Source organism: Desulfitobacterium dichloroeliminans LMG P-21439, from assembly GCF_000243135.2.
GTDB lineage: Bacteria > Bacillota > Desulfitobacteriia > Desulfitobacteriales > Desulfitobacteriaceae > Desulfitobacterium > Desulfitobacterium dichloroeliminans.
Map to the genome: position 1 here is coordinate 3,504,939 of NC_019903.1, position 15,338 is coordinate 3,520,276.

Annotated in this window: 14 protein-coding genes; 3 read left to right on the forward strand and 11 right to left on the reverse strand. The window is 46.0% G+C overall.

Going from position 1 to position 15,338, the window contains the following annotated elements; translation table 11 throughout:
• Window positions 1-17: 17 nt before the first annotated feature.
• The 4 genes from DESDI_RS16540 to DESDI_RS16555 all read right to left on the reverse strand — a co-directional run bounded on the left by DESDI_RS16540 (window position 18) and on the right by DESDI_RS16555 (window position 3,965).
• A complete protein-coding gene (locus DESDI_RS16540) occupies window positions 18-815 on the reverse strand; it encodes a basic amino acid ABC transporter substrate-binding protein (RefSeq protein WP_015263752.1) in 798 nt (265 codons plus the stop codon).
• 232 nt (window positions 816-1,047) lie between these two features.
• The gene (locus DESDI_RS16545; protein ID WP_015263753.1) at window positions 1,048-1,341 is read right to left on the reverse strand and encodes a zinc-ribbon domain containing protein; all 294 of its coding nucleotides are present in this window, start codon (window positions 1,339-1,341) and stop codon (window positions 1,048-1,050) included.
• A gap of 94 nt (window positions 1,342-1,435) precedes the next feature.
• Complete coding sequence (locus DESDI_RS16550) at window positions 1,436-2,182, reverse strand: ComF family protein (protein WP_015263754.1); 747 nt, start codon at window positions 2,180-2,182, stop codon at window positions 1,436-1,438.
• 16 nt (window positions 2,183-2,198) lie between these two features.
• The gene (locus DESDI_RS16555; protein ID WP_015263755.1) at window positions 2,199-3,965 is read right to left on the reverse strand and encodes a helicase-related protein; all 1,767 of its coding nucleotides are present in this window, start codon (window positions 3,963-3,965) and stop codon (window positions 2,199-2,201) included.
• 289 nt (window positions 3,966-4,254) lie between these two features.
• Between DESDI_RS16555 and DESDI_RS16560 the strand changes: the two genes are divergently transcribed.
• Window positions 4,255-4,617 (forward strand): DUF2680 domain-containing protein, encoded by a 363-nt coding sequence (locus DESDI_RS16560; protein ID WP_015263756.1) that lies wholly within the window; start codon window positions 4,255-4,257, stop codon window positions 4,615-4,617.
• Window positions 4,618-4,739: 122 nt separating this feature from the next.
• Here the strand turns inward: DESDI_RS16560 and DESDI_RS16565 are convergent, their stop codons facing one another.
• Together DESDI_RS16565 and fabZ are read right to left on the reverse strand one after the other, a co-directional pair.
• A complete protein-coding gene (locus DESDI_RS16565) occupies window positions 4,740-5,114 on the reverse strand; it encodes a hypothetical protein (RefSeq protein WP_015263757.1) in 375 nt (124 codons plus the stop codon).
• Between the two features lie 263 nt (window positions 5,115-5,377).
• Window positions 5,378-5,815, reverse strand: coding sequence for a 3-hydroxyacyl-ACP dehydratase FabZ (gene fabZ / locus DESDI_RS16570; RefSeq protein WP_015263758.1), 438 nt, complete (start codon window positions 5,813-5,815; stop codon window positions 5,378-5,380).
• 94 nt (window positions 5,816-5,909) lie between these two features.
• Here fabZ and DESDI_RS16575 point away from each other — a divergent pair, with 94 nt between their 5' ends.
• Complete coding sequence (locus tag DESDI_RS16575) at window positions 5,910-7,031, forward strand: glycosyltransferase (protein ID WP_015263759.1); 1,122 nt, start codon at window positions 5,910-5,912, stop codon at window positions 7,029-7,031.
• 103 nt (window positions 7,032-7,134) lie between these two features.
• Here the strand turns inward: DESDI_RS16575 and DESDI_RS16580 are convergent, their stop codons facing one another.
• From DESDI_RS16580 to spoIIID, 5 genes are all read right to left on the reverse strand, one after another.
• Entirely contained in the window at window positions 7,135-8,367 is a 1,233-nt protein-coding gene (locus DESDI_RS16580; protein WP_015263760.1) for an anti-sigma factor domain-containing protein, read from the reverse strand.
• Complete coding sequence (sigI, locus tag DESDI_RS16585) at window positions 8,364-9,077, reverse strand: RNA polymerase sigma factor SigI (RefSeq protein ID WP_015263761.1); 714 nt, start codon at window positions 9,075-9,077, stop codon at window positions 8,364-8,366. The genes DESDI_RS16580 and sigI overlap by 4 nt, the downstream gene beginning before the upstream one ends.
• Window positions 9,078-9,147: 70 nt before the next feature.
• Window positions 9,148-9,885, reverse strand: a complete 738-nt coding sequence (locus tag DESDI_RS16590) for a WecB/TagA/CpsF family glycosyltransferase (protein WP_015263762.1) — start codon at window positions 9,883-9,885, stop codon at window positions 9,148-9,150.
• A gap of 163 nt (window positions 9,886-10,048) precedes the next feature.
• Entirely contained in the window at window positions 10,049-11,035 is a 987-nt protein-coding gene (gene mreB / locus DESDI_RS16595; RefSeq protein ID WP_015263763.1) for a rod shape-determining protein, read from the reverse strand.
• Window positions 11,036-11,326: 291 nt separating this feature from the next.
• Window positions 11,327-11,575: a sporulation transcriptional regulator SpoIIID gene (spoIIID, locus tag DESDI_RS16600; RefSeq protein ID WP_015263764.1), complete on the reverse strand. Its 249-nt coding sequence runs from the start codon at window positions 11,573-11,575 to the stop codon at window positions 11,327-11,329.
• Window positions 11,576-11,783: 208 nt separating this feature from the next.
• On the opposite strand from spoIIID, the gene nifJ reads away from it, so the two are divergent.
• Window positions 11,784-15,308 carry a pyruvate:ferredoxin (flavodoxin) oxidoreductase gene (gene nifJ, locus DESDI_RS16605; protein WP_015263765.1) on the forward strand — a complete coding sequence of 1,175 codons (3,525 nt, stop codon included), beginning with the start codon at window positions 11,784-11,786 and terminating at the stop codon, window positions 15,306-15,308.
• Window positions 15,309-15,338 lie beyond the last annotated feature (30 nt).

Genomic DNA, 15,338 nt, shown 5'->3' on the forward strand with positions numbered 1-15,338 from the left:
CCGGCTTTATATAATTCTTAAAACTTAGGTGCATCCTCATTAAACCACTTTTTATAGATCTCGTTATACTTCCCATTATCCATAAATTTCTTAAGCGTCGCATTGACTTGATCAGCTAATTCTTTATTGTCGAGCTTAAAGGCGATGCCGAAATATTCTTTAGGAAAGTTACTGGAGACGATTTCAATATCCATATTGGGATTTTGCTTTATGAAGTAGTAGAGGGTTGGGGTATCAGCAACAACTGCATCGGACCCGCCGATCATCATATCGTTAATCGCATCCCCGATGGTCTCAAATTTCTTCGGATCGATGCTTAATCCCTCAACAGCTTCCTGACCTGTTGTTCCTTGTTGTACCCCGACCTTTTTACCGATTAAATCCTGCTCAGATTTCACATCCGAGCCTTTCTTAACCGCAATAATTTGAGAGGATTCAAAATAGGGATCACTGAAAAGCACGGACTTGGAGCGGTCGTCAGTAATGGTCATTGCTGAAATCACTGCATCATAATTTCCTTGGCCGATAGCAGTCACTAACCCATCAAAGGATGAAGATTCGAATTTCACAGTGTATCCCATATCTTTGCCGATTTCGTTCATTAAGTCGATGTCAAAGCCTACAGGATTTTGTTTTTCATCCATAAATTCAAAGGGCGCATACTCAATAGCCGAACCGATCTTTAAAACCTTTTCTGTTCCAGCACCCGAAGCTGCCGGATCCTTGGCTGGAGCTTGGCTGCCTCCGCAACCTGTCAGAGCGAGCACGCCCATCATAAGGACAGCGATAACGCCATTACGTAAACTCTTTTTCATTTCTTTTCCCTCTTCCTTTTCTTCTTACTTTACTTTACTTATCCTCTAGGTAATTCATGCTACTTTTTTAAGTATATCTTGTCTCTTTGGCTAGTAAATATTATACATAAAGCAGTAAGTTTATGCAATGTATTTGCTTAATAACTTTGCATAACTTTAATTCTCCTGAGCATAAGAAAAAGCATTGGGTTCAATTCCCAATGCTTTGATATATTGCTCGGTTACTCTCTGATTAGCGACCTACACGTTGAGCTTGGTAGCAATCACGGCAGTAAACGGGGCGATCTGAAGTTGGTTGAAAAGGAACTTGAGTTTCAACGCCACATTCTGCACAAACAACAGTGTGCATTTCGCGTTGGCGAGCTTCTCCGCCATTGCGGCTTGCTTTACGAGCATTACGGCAATCTCTGCAACGTTGTGGTTCGTTTTCGAAACCTTTCTCTGCATAGAATTCTTGTTCACCAACGGTGAATACAAATGTGGTACCGCAATCTTTGCATACTAGATCTTTGTCTTGAAACGCCATGAAGAAAATCCCCTTACCTAAAAAATAGTAACAGACTCACGCCTATCCGACCCTATTATACCATCGAATCTGGAGACTGGGTAGTCCTTTTTTCTTAGGATTTCTCCATACCGGCAGCTAGAACAAGTCCATAAACTTCCTCGGCGCCGTTCTTCCTCAGCTCCTTCGCGCAGTGTTCTAAGGTTGCACCGGTGGTCGCCACATCATCAATCAGCCATATCCTTGCCCCTTGGATGCATTTTTGCTCAGGGGTCATACGAAAAACCCCTTCTAAGTTATGCAGCCGCTCTTGACGACTCAATCCGACTTGGGGCGTGGTGGCTCGAACTCTTTGAAGTCCCTCCCAGATGGGAATCTTCAGTTCCCAGTGCAGAAGCGAGGCAATTGCTGCCGCTTGGTTAAAACCTCGTTCCGCCAATCTTTCCCCATGCATCGGAACAGGTACCAAAACATCCGGTGGAGGCAAGTGATGGATGGCAAATTCCGCCAAGGGCTGACTTAGCCTTTTCAGGAGATAGGGCTGGGATTTAAATTTGACATCCTGAATCAACTCCCGCCAAGCCTCGGTATAATGTCCCCAAGCCACCACTTGGTTCAGTCCCTTGGGGCCCCTTCCTTGGGCGCAATCCTGGCATTCCTCAACATTCCCTTCGATGAGCTTTCCGCAATGCCCACAACGCCTGAGGCCGGGATAAAAGTAGGCAGACTCACAGGGACCACAAAAAACCTGACTTCCAGTGACTGGTGCATCGCAGAGAAGGCAGGTGGTTTGCTTTTCATAAAGCAAGGAGTGTGCAAGATCTTTTAGATGCTGCCAGAAGGAAAGGGCGTCGCGTGCCATGAGGCACCTCCTTTGCTTAATCGATTAATCCCTGGGCCAGAGCTAATTCATTTTGCTCCCTAATCCAAACCATCGCCTTTTCCATCCCAGGGGTTTTTCTCGTGGCAAGGAAGAGAGCACTGCCAGTCGGATTCTCTCGGGTTCTTCCCACCCGTCCCGCCATCTGCACGAGAGCTCTCTCATCAAACAGTTTATGATCTGCTTCTAACACCACAACCTGTGCATCAGGAAATGTTATTCCCCGCTCCAGAATGGAGGTACAGACAAAGACGTGATATTTCCTTCTCCTCAGTCCTTCAATCTTCTCTTGTCGTTGAGGGTCAGTGCTATAGCTTCCGGCAATGACCCACTCTGGGAATTCCCCCTGCAGCAGGTTAACCCATGCATTAACCCAGGATATTTTTGGGACGAAGATGAGAACTGGTCCGAGACGCACTAACTCTTTCAGCCACTGCCATACTTTCAGAATCGGATGATGACTAAACCTTTCCGGCGCCAACCCCTCGGAGACCTTCCGCCATTCAGGCATCGGGATAGCCCGACGGTGATGCCGAGCGGGTATGCGAATGAGTCCCATCTTTCCATCCCGTACCTTACCTAAACTTTCTGCGGTCGGAGTGGCGGTCAGATAGACAATCTTCCCCTCTGGTCGCAAGGCTTGCTGAATTCCCCATGCCAAAGCATCGTTGCCATAATAGGGGAAGGCATCCATCTCATCAAGATAGATTATATCAAAGGCCTGATAAAATCGGAGTATCTGATGAGTCGTGGCTAGGACCAAGGGAGACGAAGCAAAGTGCTCCGGACTGATCCCGGTCAAAACACTTATCTGCAGGTCCGGAAAATCCTCTTGCAAGCGAGGAGCTACATCATGGATCACATCCTGTCGGGGAGCCGCAAACAGGACTCTTCTTCCTTGCTCAAGTGCCCATGCGGTAGCTGGAAAACAGACCTCAGTTTTGCCTGCTCCGCAGGCTGCCCAGAGCAACATTTCCCGCCCAACAGCCTCACTTATCGAATCCTCTTGGACATACTTTAAAATCTCTTGGGAAGCCAGCTTTTGGGCCTCACTTAGCTCCCAACGTGGCGAGAAGACAATCTTATGCTGCTTAGGCCAATGTATATCCGGTAGACATGTACTTCGATAGAGAGCATGAAGAGAGCTAACTGCCCCTAATACAGTGCATTCTGTGCAGGTAGCGGTTGATCCATAAATGCTTGTCCATTCCTCTACCTTTGTCCCCCCGCAACGCTGGCATCTCCAACCTTGGTCATCCTTGATGACCGCGGGGACCCATTCCCCATATCCTTTGCTAATTTGTTCATGGCACAGGCATAAAACTTCAGAATAAGGAATACGACACTCCTTCCCCAACCGTTGAAGATCGGTTTTTGCTAGCAGTCTTCCTGTCATCCTCGCTTGAAAAGCATCTCGGCCTCTAGACCGAATTTTCCCCTCAGGATCAAATTGAAAACTCTCCAAATGCTCCCAGTGCCAAGCTTGGGAGATGCTTACCTTTTTCTGCAAAATTTTGATCAGCTCGCCCTTGAGCCCATCCCGATCTCTTTTTAGGACCTTTGTCTCTCCTTTTCTTCGCCTAAGCCAGAAAGACGTCAACTTCTCCGCTTTGTTTTTTTTGTTACTCATTTTATCGAGCAAGGATAAAGCAAAACCAAAGGGAAGACCAGGTAACAAGACCTCAGCCTTCTCCTGAAGGAAGCTCATCTCTCTGAGAGGAGTGATATGCAATTCCACTGATTCCGAAAGTAGAATATAGAACATCGCTAAATATCGCTCCTTGATCGTAACCTTATCCTTTGAAATACATGAGTCCTAGTTATTACACTATTCTTCTTCGCCCGTTGTTACCCTTCTTGCTTTTCCCATTAATTTTCCTACCAAACTTCCCTGTCGTTTTTACTTGCACCACTTATATATAAAATTTATTGTCTGAGTCGAGGAGTTAACATAAAACCCAATATTTCCTAATATGATTTCTTCTCTTTTCGGGTAATCTATCATCGTTCCGGTTTTAAAGGCTTGTCCCTTAAAAACAAAGGAGGAGTGTGAATTGTTGAAGAAATTCGCTGTAAGTTTACTCACCTTAGCCTTCCTCTCTTTAGGTGCTGGTAGTGCTTTTGGAGCAACAGCTGCTGCACCTGATCCTGCCAAATTGGCAGAACTCAAAGCTCTCCACCAACAGATGGTTGAGCTCAAGGTGCAAATGCTCGACAAACAAGTCGAAGCAGGAATTCTTGAAAAAGAAAAGGCTGCTGAAATCAAGGCTAAAATCGAGCATCACCAAAAAAAGGTTGAAGAGGATCTGGCTAATGGAAAGTATGACTTTGGGAAAAGGCATCATAAAGATGGTGTTAAAAAATCCGAAGGCGATCAAAAAACATCCGACACAAAATCTTCTTCAAGTACGCGCTGACTTTGCTAGGCACCCGCTTTTAACTGGAACCCTGATCCCCCAACATGAGTTGGGGGATTCCTGTATTTTGAGCTTTTATTAATTCAAAGCTATAATTATGTGCCTCTATAGGTCGGTAGCATCTAATTCAGATGAGGCTTTGACTCCTGTAGTCGCCATGTAAAGCTGGAAAACGCTTGCTTTAAACATTGAATATGGCGTAGCTCTTCCGCGGTGAGTTGATTCTCTTGTCCAGATAACTCAATCTCGCAATGGATGGGAATCCCCATTTCTCGCTCCATATCCCTAATAAAATATCTCAAGGAAAAGGCAAATCGTTCCTGCTGATCGATAGATTCTTGATTGATGAATTTCACAATGATTTGGGATTTATAGCAGCTTCTCTTCCAATCTATAATTTTTTTCTCTGTCGTAGCCGGCATCGTCCATTCCCAATAATCAGCGAGTAGCCAAAGCAACGCCACTATGGCTCCCAGTGCTGTAAGTTGTATATTCATCTTTCTTTCTCTCCCTCCTACCCTAGCCTATGCAAGAATTGTAGAAGGGTAATTTGTCTCAAGATAGGCATTCAGTACCGCACGAACGTTCCCCTCTGAAAGAAGTCTCGCTCAAAGCAGGGATATGAAGTATTAGGAAAGAATTCTTATAGTGCAAACAAAATGCATTGATCACCGAACAAATCCAGTTCAATACGCACAAAAAACCAGGGCGAGCAACGCTCCCCCTGGCTTTTGAATGGTCTATACGATTCAAATTCGTCTTAGTTTTCTAATTTTGGACCTACCGCAAATTTCAAGGTACCCTCAGCTACTACATCATTTCCCACATAAGCTTTGCCCTGAGCAACGCCAATACCGCGTTTGAGCTTAAGCAGTTCAACTTCCAAACGAAGTTGGTCTCCTGGGATGACTTGTTTGCGGAACCGCACGTCCTCAAGTCCGGCAAAAAGCGCCACATGTCCTGCGTATTCCGGCAGCTTTAGTAGAATGACGGCTCCCACCTGGGCCAAGGCTTCCATAATCAGCACACCAGGCATCACGGGATAACCCGGAAAATGCCCTTGGAAAAAGGGCTCATTGCCGGAAACATTTTTTAATCCCACACCGCGTTTTCCTTCCTCTAATTCGAGAATGCGATCAACCAGTAAAAAAGGATAACGATGAGGAATGATTTTTTGAATTTCTTGACTTTCTAACATATAGAGGGCCTCCCATCCCATGGTTTTTAGTACCTAGTCACAATTTCATGTACACTTAGTATAACCGAGTTTGGCGAAGAAGGGAAGAACCGCATTGGCTACCTACAAAGTATTACAATTAATTGGCGGTGGAGAAATCGGGGGTGCCGAGCAGCATGTTCTAACCCTGCTACAGGGTCTTCACTCGGCCTCTTTATCCCTGACTTCAGGCTGTTTAGTCGCCGGACCTTTTGCCAAGCTTACTGAGGAGCGTGGAATTCCCACTCTACTCTTTCCCATGAGACATGCTCTGGATCTATCCCCTTTGCCCAAGCTAATAGAGGTGATACGCCGAGAAGAGTTTTCGCTTCTCCACACTCATGGCTCCCGGGCCAATCTTCTTGGCAGATTGGCCGGCTGGCGCTTAAAGATTCCTGTGATCAGCACAGTCCATAGCTCCCTTCGACAAGATTATCTTTCCCCGCAGGCTGCCCGCTTAGCCCTAACCTTAGATCGTCTAACCCTGCCCCTGACTTCTGGAATTATCACGGTTTCCGAGGCTTTAGCTCAAGAGGTTGCTGCACGTGGAGGGCAAAAGATTCGCACCATCTACAACGGAATCCAGCTCCTACCTCAGCTTGATTCTCTCGAGGAAAGGGATAATTTACGTCAGTGTTTTCGCCAAATATGGAAAATCCCTAACGGTGCCCTAGTACTCGGCTGTGTCGCTCGCCTGCACCCAACGAAAGGCTTAAGCACGCTCCTTGAGGCAGCGCAAATCCTCCGGAGCCAATTCCCCTTAATCCATATTCTTATCATCGGTGACGGACCCCTTCACTCAGAACTCCAAAAACAAGCAAAATCTCTTGATCTAACACTTACCCTGGCGGGATATCTACCTGATGCTTACCAAGCCCTTCCCGCTATGGATCTTTTTGTTCTTCCCTCCCTTAGCGAAGGCATGGGTCTAGTGCTCCTGGAAGCCATGCAAGCCCGTTTACCTATTGTTGCTACAGCTGTAGGAGGCATACCCGAAGTCATCCGCCACAAACAGGATGGGTTGCTGGTCCCTCCCGGGCAACCGAAGGATCTCGCCGAATCCTGTGCTGAGCTACTTCAAAAACCCGACCTTGCTGCCTCGTGTATAGCTTCCGGGGCAAAGCGCTGGCAGGATTTCAGCGTCCAGATGATGCTCAGACAAACTCAGAACTTTTATGGAGAAGTGTTGATGATTTAAGCTCATGACGTTAACTATATAAACTAAAAGCAGATGCTCTTCTCAGGAATCGTTCACGGAACTATCCCTAGGAGAGCATCTGCTTTTAGCTTAGCATCTATCACTATTTCTGATATGTAAAATCTAAAATCGTGCGGAAATTCCAGCTATCCTTGTCTTGATGAATACTCTTACTATTCTCATTGCGAACTGACCATGGATAACGGTCGTTATCCTTCTCATCATGCTTTGACCGCTCATCGGCTTTACCCGTATTCTTGTCATTTCCGCTCCTGTTATCCCTAGTGTCTGAATTAGCCTTATTGCTATTGGACTTCTCAGAGTTATCATTTTTCTTAGAATTCTTCGTGGTGTCGCGTTCCGGCGAGTTTGCCCGGTTGTCGATGCCTCGGGAATTACTTCTGCCTTCATCCTTGCTGTTGTCTTTATCCGAATCCTTAGTCCTGTCCTTTGCGTTGTTAGTGTTATTCATTTCTTGGTTTCTTTCTTCCTTAGAGTCATCCTTTTGTGCATCTTTGCTGTTTGGGTTGCTTCTATTCGTGTGATCTGAAAAGTAATTATTGCTTTCGATTATATGATTATCCTTACGCAATTGCTCTTGAATCTCAGGGGTGTCTAATAGGCGTTCTCGCTGACCTTTTTCTTTGACTGTCTGCGAATCTACTGTGATACCAACTTTCTGAGCGGTATCAACTAAGGCATACTCCCCTAAAGACAGCCCTTTCTCTTGAGCCTGTTGTTTTTGTTCTGAGGTCAATTCATAGACCGCTACTGCCGGTTTAAGCCCCTGCTCCTCAACTGCTTCTTGGACTTTTCTGGTTACTTCTTCCGTATTGATGGTTTCAGCGAGTAATTTCTTCTTCGTATCCACAGCCGAATATCCTATCACAATCCAGCTTTGCTCTTCAGTCAAATATTGGAGTGCCGCTGATTTCTGAATGATTTCATCCAGCGCCTCTTCCCAGGCTTTCCCTTCGAGGGAAAGCCCCAGCATCAGTTGCTCTGCTTCGGAATTCAAAGATTCCAGTTCCAAAACCTCTCCCTTTTGATCCAGAGTAAGCTGAAGGCTGGGATTAATATCGAGGGATATCATAGCAACCGCCGTTCTCGGTTGAAAAACACTCCACCCGAAGATGCTCATAAAGGTCAAGATAAAGACAGCAGCTATACTGGCTCCAATCCGCCAGATAGGCATCTTGTATTGAGTGGGAAGCTGAATTTCTTCTCCGATCTCGACATTCCCTTTATACTTGAGTGTTTTAAACGCTCCATCACCGGTTAGGACCGTGATCTTCTGGTTATTCTTTTCTAAAACAACGCCCTTATTTTGGCTCATCCTTCAGCCCTCCTTTCATCAGGGAGTACATATTCTCTTAAATAGATATAGTCATGTTGATTCGCGATTAATAAGGCCACAGCGAGGATATATTTTCTACCCCGTTCCAGCACTTTAGGATGGACTTGAGTCTTAATATTCAAGGCTTGCATGGGCAGTTTTCCCGTCTTCTCCACTTGAGCCCATAATTCTGAGGATAAAGCAAGGGTTCGAGCCACTCTGAGCAGGGTTTCTCGACTATCGCGGTGCTTCGGACATACTTCAGCTAGGACTTGAAAGGATAGTCCATAGCGTTTAAGGGCTAAAGAGAACTCTTGAATCTCGGCTGCTCGCTCTTGATTTTGCTGACGCTCCTGAAATTCATGGATCCCCACATGGATTTCTACGGCCTGACCTACTTCATCTTGATCCAACGATAAAGCGTCCCGCAAACGCTGTTTCCGATAATAATCTATAAGCCGGCGCTTCATCAGGAGCCGAGCGTAGGCTAAAAAAGGAACGCTGCGTTCTTCCTCAAAATGGTCAATAGCTTCGTTAAAGGCGATTAAAGCCTCGGATAATTCTTCATCTCTACCCCATTCTAAGGTACGGTGGCAGGTCTGGATGGAAACATGACGAATAAAAGGCTGAGATTCCTGTAAAAAGTCCTCTCTGGCCTGTGGGTCGAGTGTAATCTTCTCCCAGGACCATTTGAATTCCCATTCAGGCATTTTCCAACCTCCTATCCTTAAATACGTAAATACGATTTTCTTTTGGGTCGGTGTCGAATCTTTTTTTATTTTAACGTGTTTTTCTGGTTCTCGCTTGTTCTTTATTGGATCGAATAACCTTCCAAGCAAAACGGGGAAGTACGAGTTGACGCTTAATTCTCGAGGGCTGTCTAATTAAGCGATAAAGCCACTCCAGATGAATATTTTGAATCCATTGGGGAGCTCTTTTATTGATTCCGGCCAAGGCATCGAAGCTACCGCCCACACCGATGCTTACTGTATTTAAATCCAAATGGGAAAACATCCAGAATTCCTGACGAGGGGCGCCTAAGCCAACAAACAAAAGGTCTGGCTTAAAATTGCGAATCTGCTCGACCAGGCTCGGCTCTTCCTCGCGGCTAAAATAACCGTGGGCAGCTTGCCACTGGAAGCCCGGGTGTTTCTCAGCAGCCTTCTGGGCTGCACGCTCAGCTACACCGGGTTGACTCCCCAAAAAGAAAATTCGCCATTGCTTTTCTGCTGCTACAGGCAAAAGGGCTTCAACCAGATCGATACCGGTAACCCTTTCCACCACAGGATAACCTAAGTGCTTGGCTGCCCACACGACACCCACCCCATCCGGGGTAACGATCTGAGCAGAATTAATGAGCTGCTTCAGCCGGGCGTCCTTTCCGGCCCCATAGATAAGTTCCGGATTCGCCGTCACCACTTGGATGGCTTGATGGTTGTTCACTGCTTCTTGTAGTTTAAGAAGGGTTTCTGACATGGTTTCCTTGTCAACTTTTATACCCAATATATCTGCTCTCATCCAACAAACCTCCCCTAAGACGAAAAGTTTCACAATTATCATCGTTAATAACGGGAAAAATAAAAGCCGAGGCTTAGCTTCTCCCGGTCTCAACCGGATCCGCCCCTTTCCTCGGCTTATTTATGTTTGTCCCTGATAACCAACTGCTTATGTATTATAGTCCTTAAAAGCTATGTTCGAGTACCTTACCTGTTCCTAAAGCCACGCATGAAATAGGATCATCAGCCAAAGTCACCGGCAGCCCTGTTTCACGTGAAATTCGGGTATCAAAACCATAAATGAGGGATCCTCCACCGGTCATGACAATCCCTTTATTCAAAATGTCTGCAGAAAGCTCAGGGGGTGTGCGCTCCAATACTTCCTTAACAGCCCCAACAATCGCTTCAACATTCTCTTCGAGGGCGAGATAACACTCTCGAGAATTCACATTTATCGTCTTAGGAAGACCTGTGACCAAATCTCTGCCCCGGACATCGATTTCAGCATGATCAGGACGACCTTCGGGAATAGCAGAACCGACGGCTATCTTTACTTCTTCCGCTGTCCGCTCCCCAATCATCAAGTTATACTCACGTCGAATATGACGAATAATGGCTTCGTCGAATTTATCGCCGCCGACCCGCAGACTGCGTTTGGTAACAATTCCTTCAAGGGAAAGGACCGCCACATCTGAAGTTCCACCGCCAATATCCACAATCATATTACCCGTAGGTCCGGAAATATCCAATCCAGCACCTAAAGCAGCTGCGTAGGGTTCTTCAATCACCTTGACCTGTTTGGCACCAGCTTGATAAGCCGCTTGCTTAACAGCCCGTTCTTCAACCTCAGTTACCCCAGAGGGAATGCATACGACCACCCGGGTTTTGAATAAAGGCCAACGACGCGCTCCGGCCTTTTCTAAAAAATATTTGAGCATCAGCTCGGTGGTCTGATAATCGGCGATAACTCCATCACGCATGGGGCGAACAGCAACAATGTTTCCTGGGGTTCTTCCCAGCATCATCCGTGCATCTTCCCCAACAGCGATTCGCTTGTTGGTATTCTTATCTATAGCAACAACCGAAGGTTCATGGAGAACGATTCCCTTGCCTTTAACAAAAACTAAAACACTGGCTGTACCTAAATCAATTCCTAAGTCAATACCGAACATTGGTTGTGGTACCCCTTTCTTACTCTTCTGGCTTGTCCATCCGGGAAAACTTCCAAACTCATCTTACTCGCTTTTCATGGTTGACTATTACTTTTGCCGCCTAAGGTAACCTTATCTACGCAAAAGTACAATCTCCCCTGCGGGAGATTATACATAATATACCACAATCTTTTATTCGATGAAAATACACTAATTCCTCTATTATTTTTATATATATACTTTAATCTAAACTATCTTTTGAGCCTTATTTATCTTAGGGTACCCTATCACTGAAATAATAACCTTTAACCTTTAATTCTCTTGATATTTCTTCCGAGTGGCTTCCCCACCACGAATATGACGCTCTGCTTTATTGCTCTCCAGAATTTGTTTTACCTCCATGGCCAACTTTTCATTGATGAGGGGTAGTCGCTCTGTGACATCCTTGTGGACAGTCGATTTAGAGACTCCGAAAATGTCAGCTGTTTGTCGTACCGTGGCGCTCGATTCCATTATGTAATTCCCGATATCGAGTACACGTTTGCGGATATATTCTTGCACCCAGAAGCCCTCCTTTTTGCAACGAAATTTTATACATTTATATGCACTTAAAACCAAAAAAGACATCCTCAATGGACGTCAGCGATTGGTAAATGATGTATAACAATGAAAACATACACTTTTAATAACAAAAAAATGTATGAGACTTTTTGAATAACGAATACTAAGGCTATATCCAAATGCTCATTGTTTTAAAGGAGGTTCTCACGTGGCAAGAAAAATGAAAACGATGGATGCTAATCAAGCCGCAGCCGAAGCGTCCTATGCTTTGACCGAGGTGGCGACCATCTTCCCTATTACACCATCCTCACCGATGGCTGAAGCAGTCGATGAATGGTCGGCCCACAATCTGAAGAACATTTTTGATCAACCAGTTAAAGTAGTGGAAATGCAATCCGAGGCAGGCGCCGCGGCAGCAGTTCATGGTTCCCTCCAAGCTGGAGCACTGACCACAACCTACACCGCTTCGCAAGGTTTACTCCTGATGATTCCCGAAATGTACAAGATGGTTGGAAATTTAGTCCCCGCTGTTTTCCATGTGAGTGCCCGGGGTTTAGCTACTCATGCTTTGTCCATCTTTGGTGACCACTCTGATATTAATGCCTGCCGCCAAACAGGCTTTGCAATGCTTTGTTCCAACGATGTTCAAGAAGCCATGGATCTGGGTTACATAGCTCATCTCGCAGCCATTAAGTCGCGAATTCCTCAACTGCACTTCTTTGATGGGTTCAGAACGTCCCATGAAGTGCAAAAAATTGAAATTACCCCTTATGAAGAAATCGCCAAACTCGTGGATTATGAGAAAATTCAACAATTCCGTGATAACGCTCTAAACCCTAATCATCCTGTCTTAAGGGGCACCGCACAAAACCCCGATATTTACTTTCAAGGACGTGAAGTTGCCAACCCCTTCTATGAGGCAGTTCCGGATATTATCGAAGATTACTTCAAAGAGTTTAAAAAAATTAGCGGGCGGGAATACCATCCCTTCCAATACTATGGAGACCCCAATGCTGAAAACATCATCGTGGCTATGGGTTCGGTATGTAACACGATTGAAGAGACCATTGACTTCCTCGCTCAAAGGGGAGAGAAGCTGGGGCTGATCAAAGTTCATCTCTATCGTCCCTTCTGCTCAAAATATTTCTTTGACGTTCTACCCCAATCCGTCAAAAAGATTGCCGTCCTGGATAGAACAAAGGAACCTGGCTCCACCGGAGAACCCCTTTACCTGGATATACTCCAAGTATTTAGTAAAGAAGAAAAACAACCCCTTATTGTGGGTGGCCGCTATGGTCTTGGATCGAAGGATACGACACCCTCGCAGATTTTGGCCGTCTATAAAAACCTTAACCAGAGCCAACCCAAAAACCGCTTCACCATCGGTATCGTCGATGATGTCAGCAACACTTCTCTCCCTGAAGAAGAAATTATTGACGCTTCTCCTGAAGGTACCATTCGCTGCAAATTCTGGGGACTAGGCTCTGATGGCACGGTAGGGGCCAATAAGAGTGCCATCAAGATTATCGGGGATAACACCAATCTTAATGTTCAAGGTTATTTCGAATATGACAGCAAAAAGTCGGGTGGAACGACCATATCCCACTTGCGTTTCGGTAAGCAACCTATTAAGTCCTCATACTTAGTTTTTGATGCGGACTATATTGCTTGTCACAATAAGTCCTTCATCTATAACTACGATATCTTAAAGGGTCTGAAGAAGGGCGGCACCTTTGTCTTGAATTGCCCATGGACCAAGGAGGAAGTGGAAGATCACCTCCCTGCGGCACTTAAACGCTATATGGCTAAAAACGAGATTAACTTCTATTTAATCGACGCCATCGCTATCGCCCGAGGGATCGGGTTAGGCGGCCGGATTAATATGGTCATGCAGGCAGCCTTCTTTAAGCTGGCGAAGGTCATACCCATTGATGATGCTATTCGCTACTTAAAAGATTCTATTAATAAGGTCTATGGCAAAAAAGGTGCCAATATTGTCAAAATGAATGAGCAGGCCGTGGATCAGGGCATTGAATCCCTCATTGAGGTAAAGGTTCCTGCCGCTTGGGCCGACATTCCTGATGAGAACATGCCTGTGAAAGAAGAATCCGACTTTGTCAAAAACATCCAACGTCCTATGGAACGTCATGCAGGAGATGATCTCCCCACCAGCGCCTTTGTCGGTATGGAAGACGGAACCTTCCCCTTGGGCACGACTAAATACGAAAAGCGCGGAATTGCCGTGGTCGTTCCGGAATGGCAAATCGATAAATGTATTCAGTGTAATCAATGCTCCTATGTCTGCCCTCATGCCACCATCCGCCCCTTCCTGCTGGACGAAGCAGAGTGTGGGAAAGCACCCGACACCTTCAAAACTAAGAAGCCCAATTCGAAAAAGCTGGAGGGCTATCATTACCGAATTCAGGTTTCTCCTTTGGATTGCACCGGCTGCGGAAACTGTGCCGATATCTGTCCTGCCCCAGGAAAAGCTCTCGTCATGGAGCCTGCCGATCACGAAATCGAGATGGAGGCCGAAAACTGGGAATTTGCCATGACGGTCACCGAGAAACGAGACCTTCTCGATGTAAAAACCCTGATCGGCAGCCAGTTCGCACGACCCCTTCTGGAATTTAACGGAGCTTGCCCGGGCTGTGGTGAAACACCTTATGCGCGCCTGATTACCCAGCTTTATGGGGATCGCATGATTATCGCCAATGCCACCGGCTGTTCCTCCATTTGGGGAGGTAGTGCACCTTCTGTACCCTATACCACCAATGCCGAAGGTAAGGGTCCGGCGTGGATGAATCCTCTCTTTGAAGACAATGCTGAATTTGGGTATGGGATTTATCTAGGCTCCAAACAAATCCGCGAAAAAGTTGCACAACTCATGAGTCAATGCCTAGAAGGTACTATTAGTTCCGAGCTGAAGGAAGCCTTCCAAGACTGGTTAGATAACTTCAATGATGGTGAAGGATCCAAGAAAGCTAGCGCTCGTGTTCTCGAGACGCTCCAAAAAGAGAAAATCTCCGCTAATCCTCTCCTTCAAGAAATCATGGCCAAAAAGGATTACCTAGTCAAGCCTTCGGTTTGGATTTTCGGTGGCGACGGGTTTGCCTATGATATTGGCTACAATGGTTTAGACCATGTCCTGGCCAGCGGCGATGACATAAATATTTTCATCTTCGATACTGAAGTCTACTCGAATACCGGCGGTCAGTCCTCCAAAGCAACCCAAACCGCAGCCATCGCCAAGTTTGCCGCCGGTGGTAAGAAAGTCCGCAAGAAGGACTTAGGTCTAATCTCCACCACCTATGGTTATATCTATGTCGCTCAAGTTGCTATGGGCTCTAACATGAATCATACCCTCAAGGCCATTACTGAGGCTGAAAGCTATAAAGGACCTTCCATCATCATCGCCTACGCCTCCTGCATCAACCACGGTATCAAGACGGGTATGGGTACAAGCATGGCGGAAATGAAGAAGGCCGTTGATGCGGGATACTGGCACTTGTGGCGTCACGATCCTCGCCTGAAGGATCAAGGAAAAAATCCCTTTACGCTGGATTCTAAGGAGCCCAAAGACTCCTTCCAAGACTTTATCAAGGGCGAAATTCGTTATTCTTCCCTGAAAACGGTCTTCCCCGAAATTGCCGACGAGATGTTCCAAGCCGCCGAGGAGCATGCGCAGGATAAATATAAGACCCTCAAACGCATGGCAGAACAACAGTATTGATCGGTGCAAACATAAGAATTAAGGAGGTTT

Coding starts and splice junctions, on each gene's coding strand:
- DESDI_RS16580 (WP_015263760.1), bottom strand. CDS start 8,367: ATGAGCCAAAATAAGGGCGTTGTTTTAGAAAAGAATAACCAGAAGATC.
- DESDI_RS16590 (WP_015263762.1), bottom strand. CDS start 9,885: ATGAGAGCAGATATATTGGGTATAAAAGTTGACAAGGAAACCATGTCA.
- mreB (WP_015263763.1), bottom strand. CDS start 11,035: ATGTTCGGTATTGACTTAGGAATTGATTTAGGTACAGCCAGTGTTTTA.
- DESDI_RS16565 (WP_015263757.1), bottom strand. CDS start 5,114: ATGAATATACAACTTACAGCACTGGGAGCCATAGTGGCGTTGCTTTGG.
- DESDI_RS16540 (WP_015263752.1), bottom strand. CDS start 815: ATGAAAAAGAGTTTACGTAATGGCGTTATCGCTGTCCTTATGATGGGC.
- DESDI_RS16555 (WP_015263755.1), bottom strand. CDS start 3,965: ATGTTCTATATTCTACTTTCGGAATCAGTGGAATTGCATATCACTCCT.
- sigI (WP_015263761.1), bottom strand. CDS start 9,077: ATGCCTGAATGGGAATTCAAATGGTCCTGGGAGAAGATTACACTCGAC.
- DESDI_RS16550 (WP_015263754.1), bottom strand. CDS start 2,182: ATGGCACGCGACGCCCTTTCCTTCTGGCAGCATCTAAAAGATCTTGCA.
- DESDI_RS16545 (WP_015263753.1), bottom strand. CDS start 1,341: ATGGCGTTTCAAGACAAAGATCTAGTATGCAAAGATTGCGGTACCACA.
- fabZ (WP_015263758.1), bottom strand. CDS start 5,815: ATGTTAGAAAGTCAAGAAATTCAAAAAATCATTCCTCATCGTTATCCT.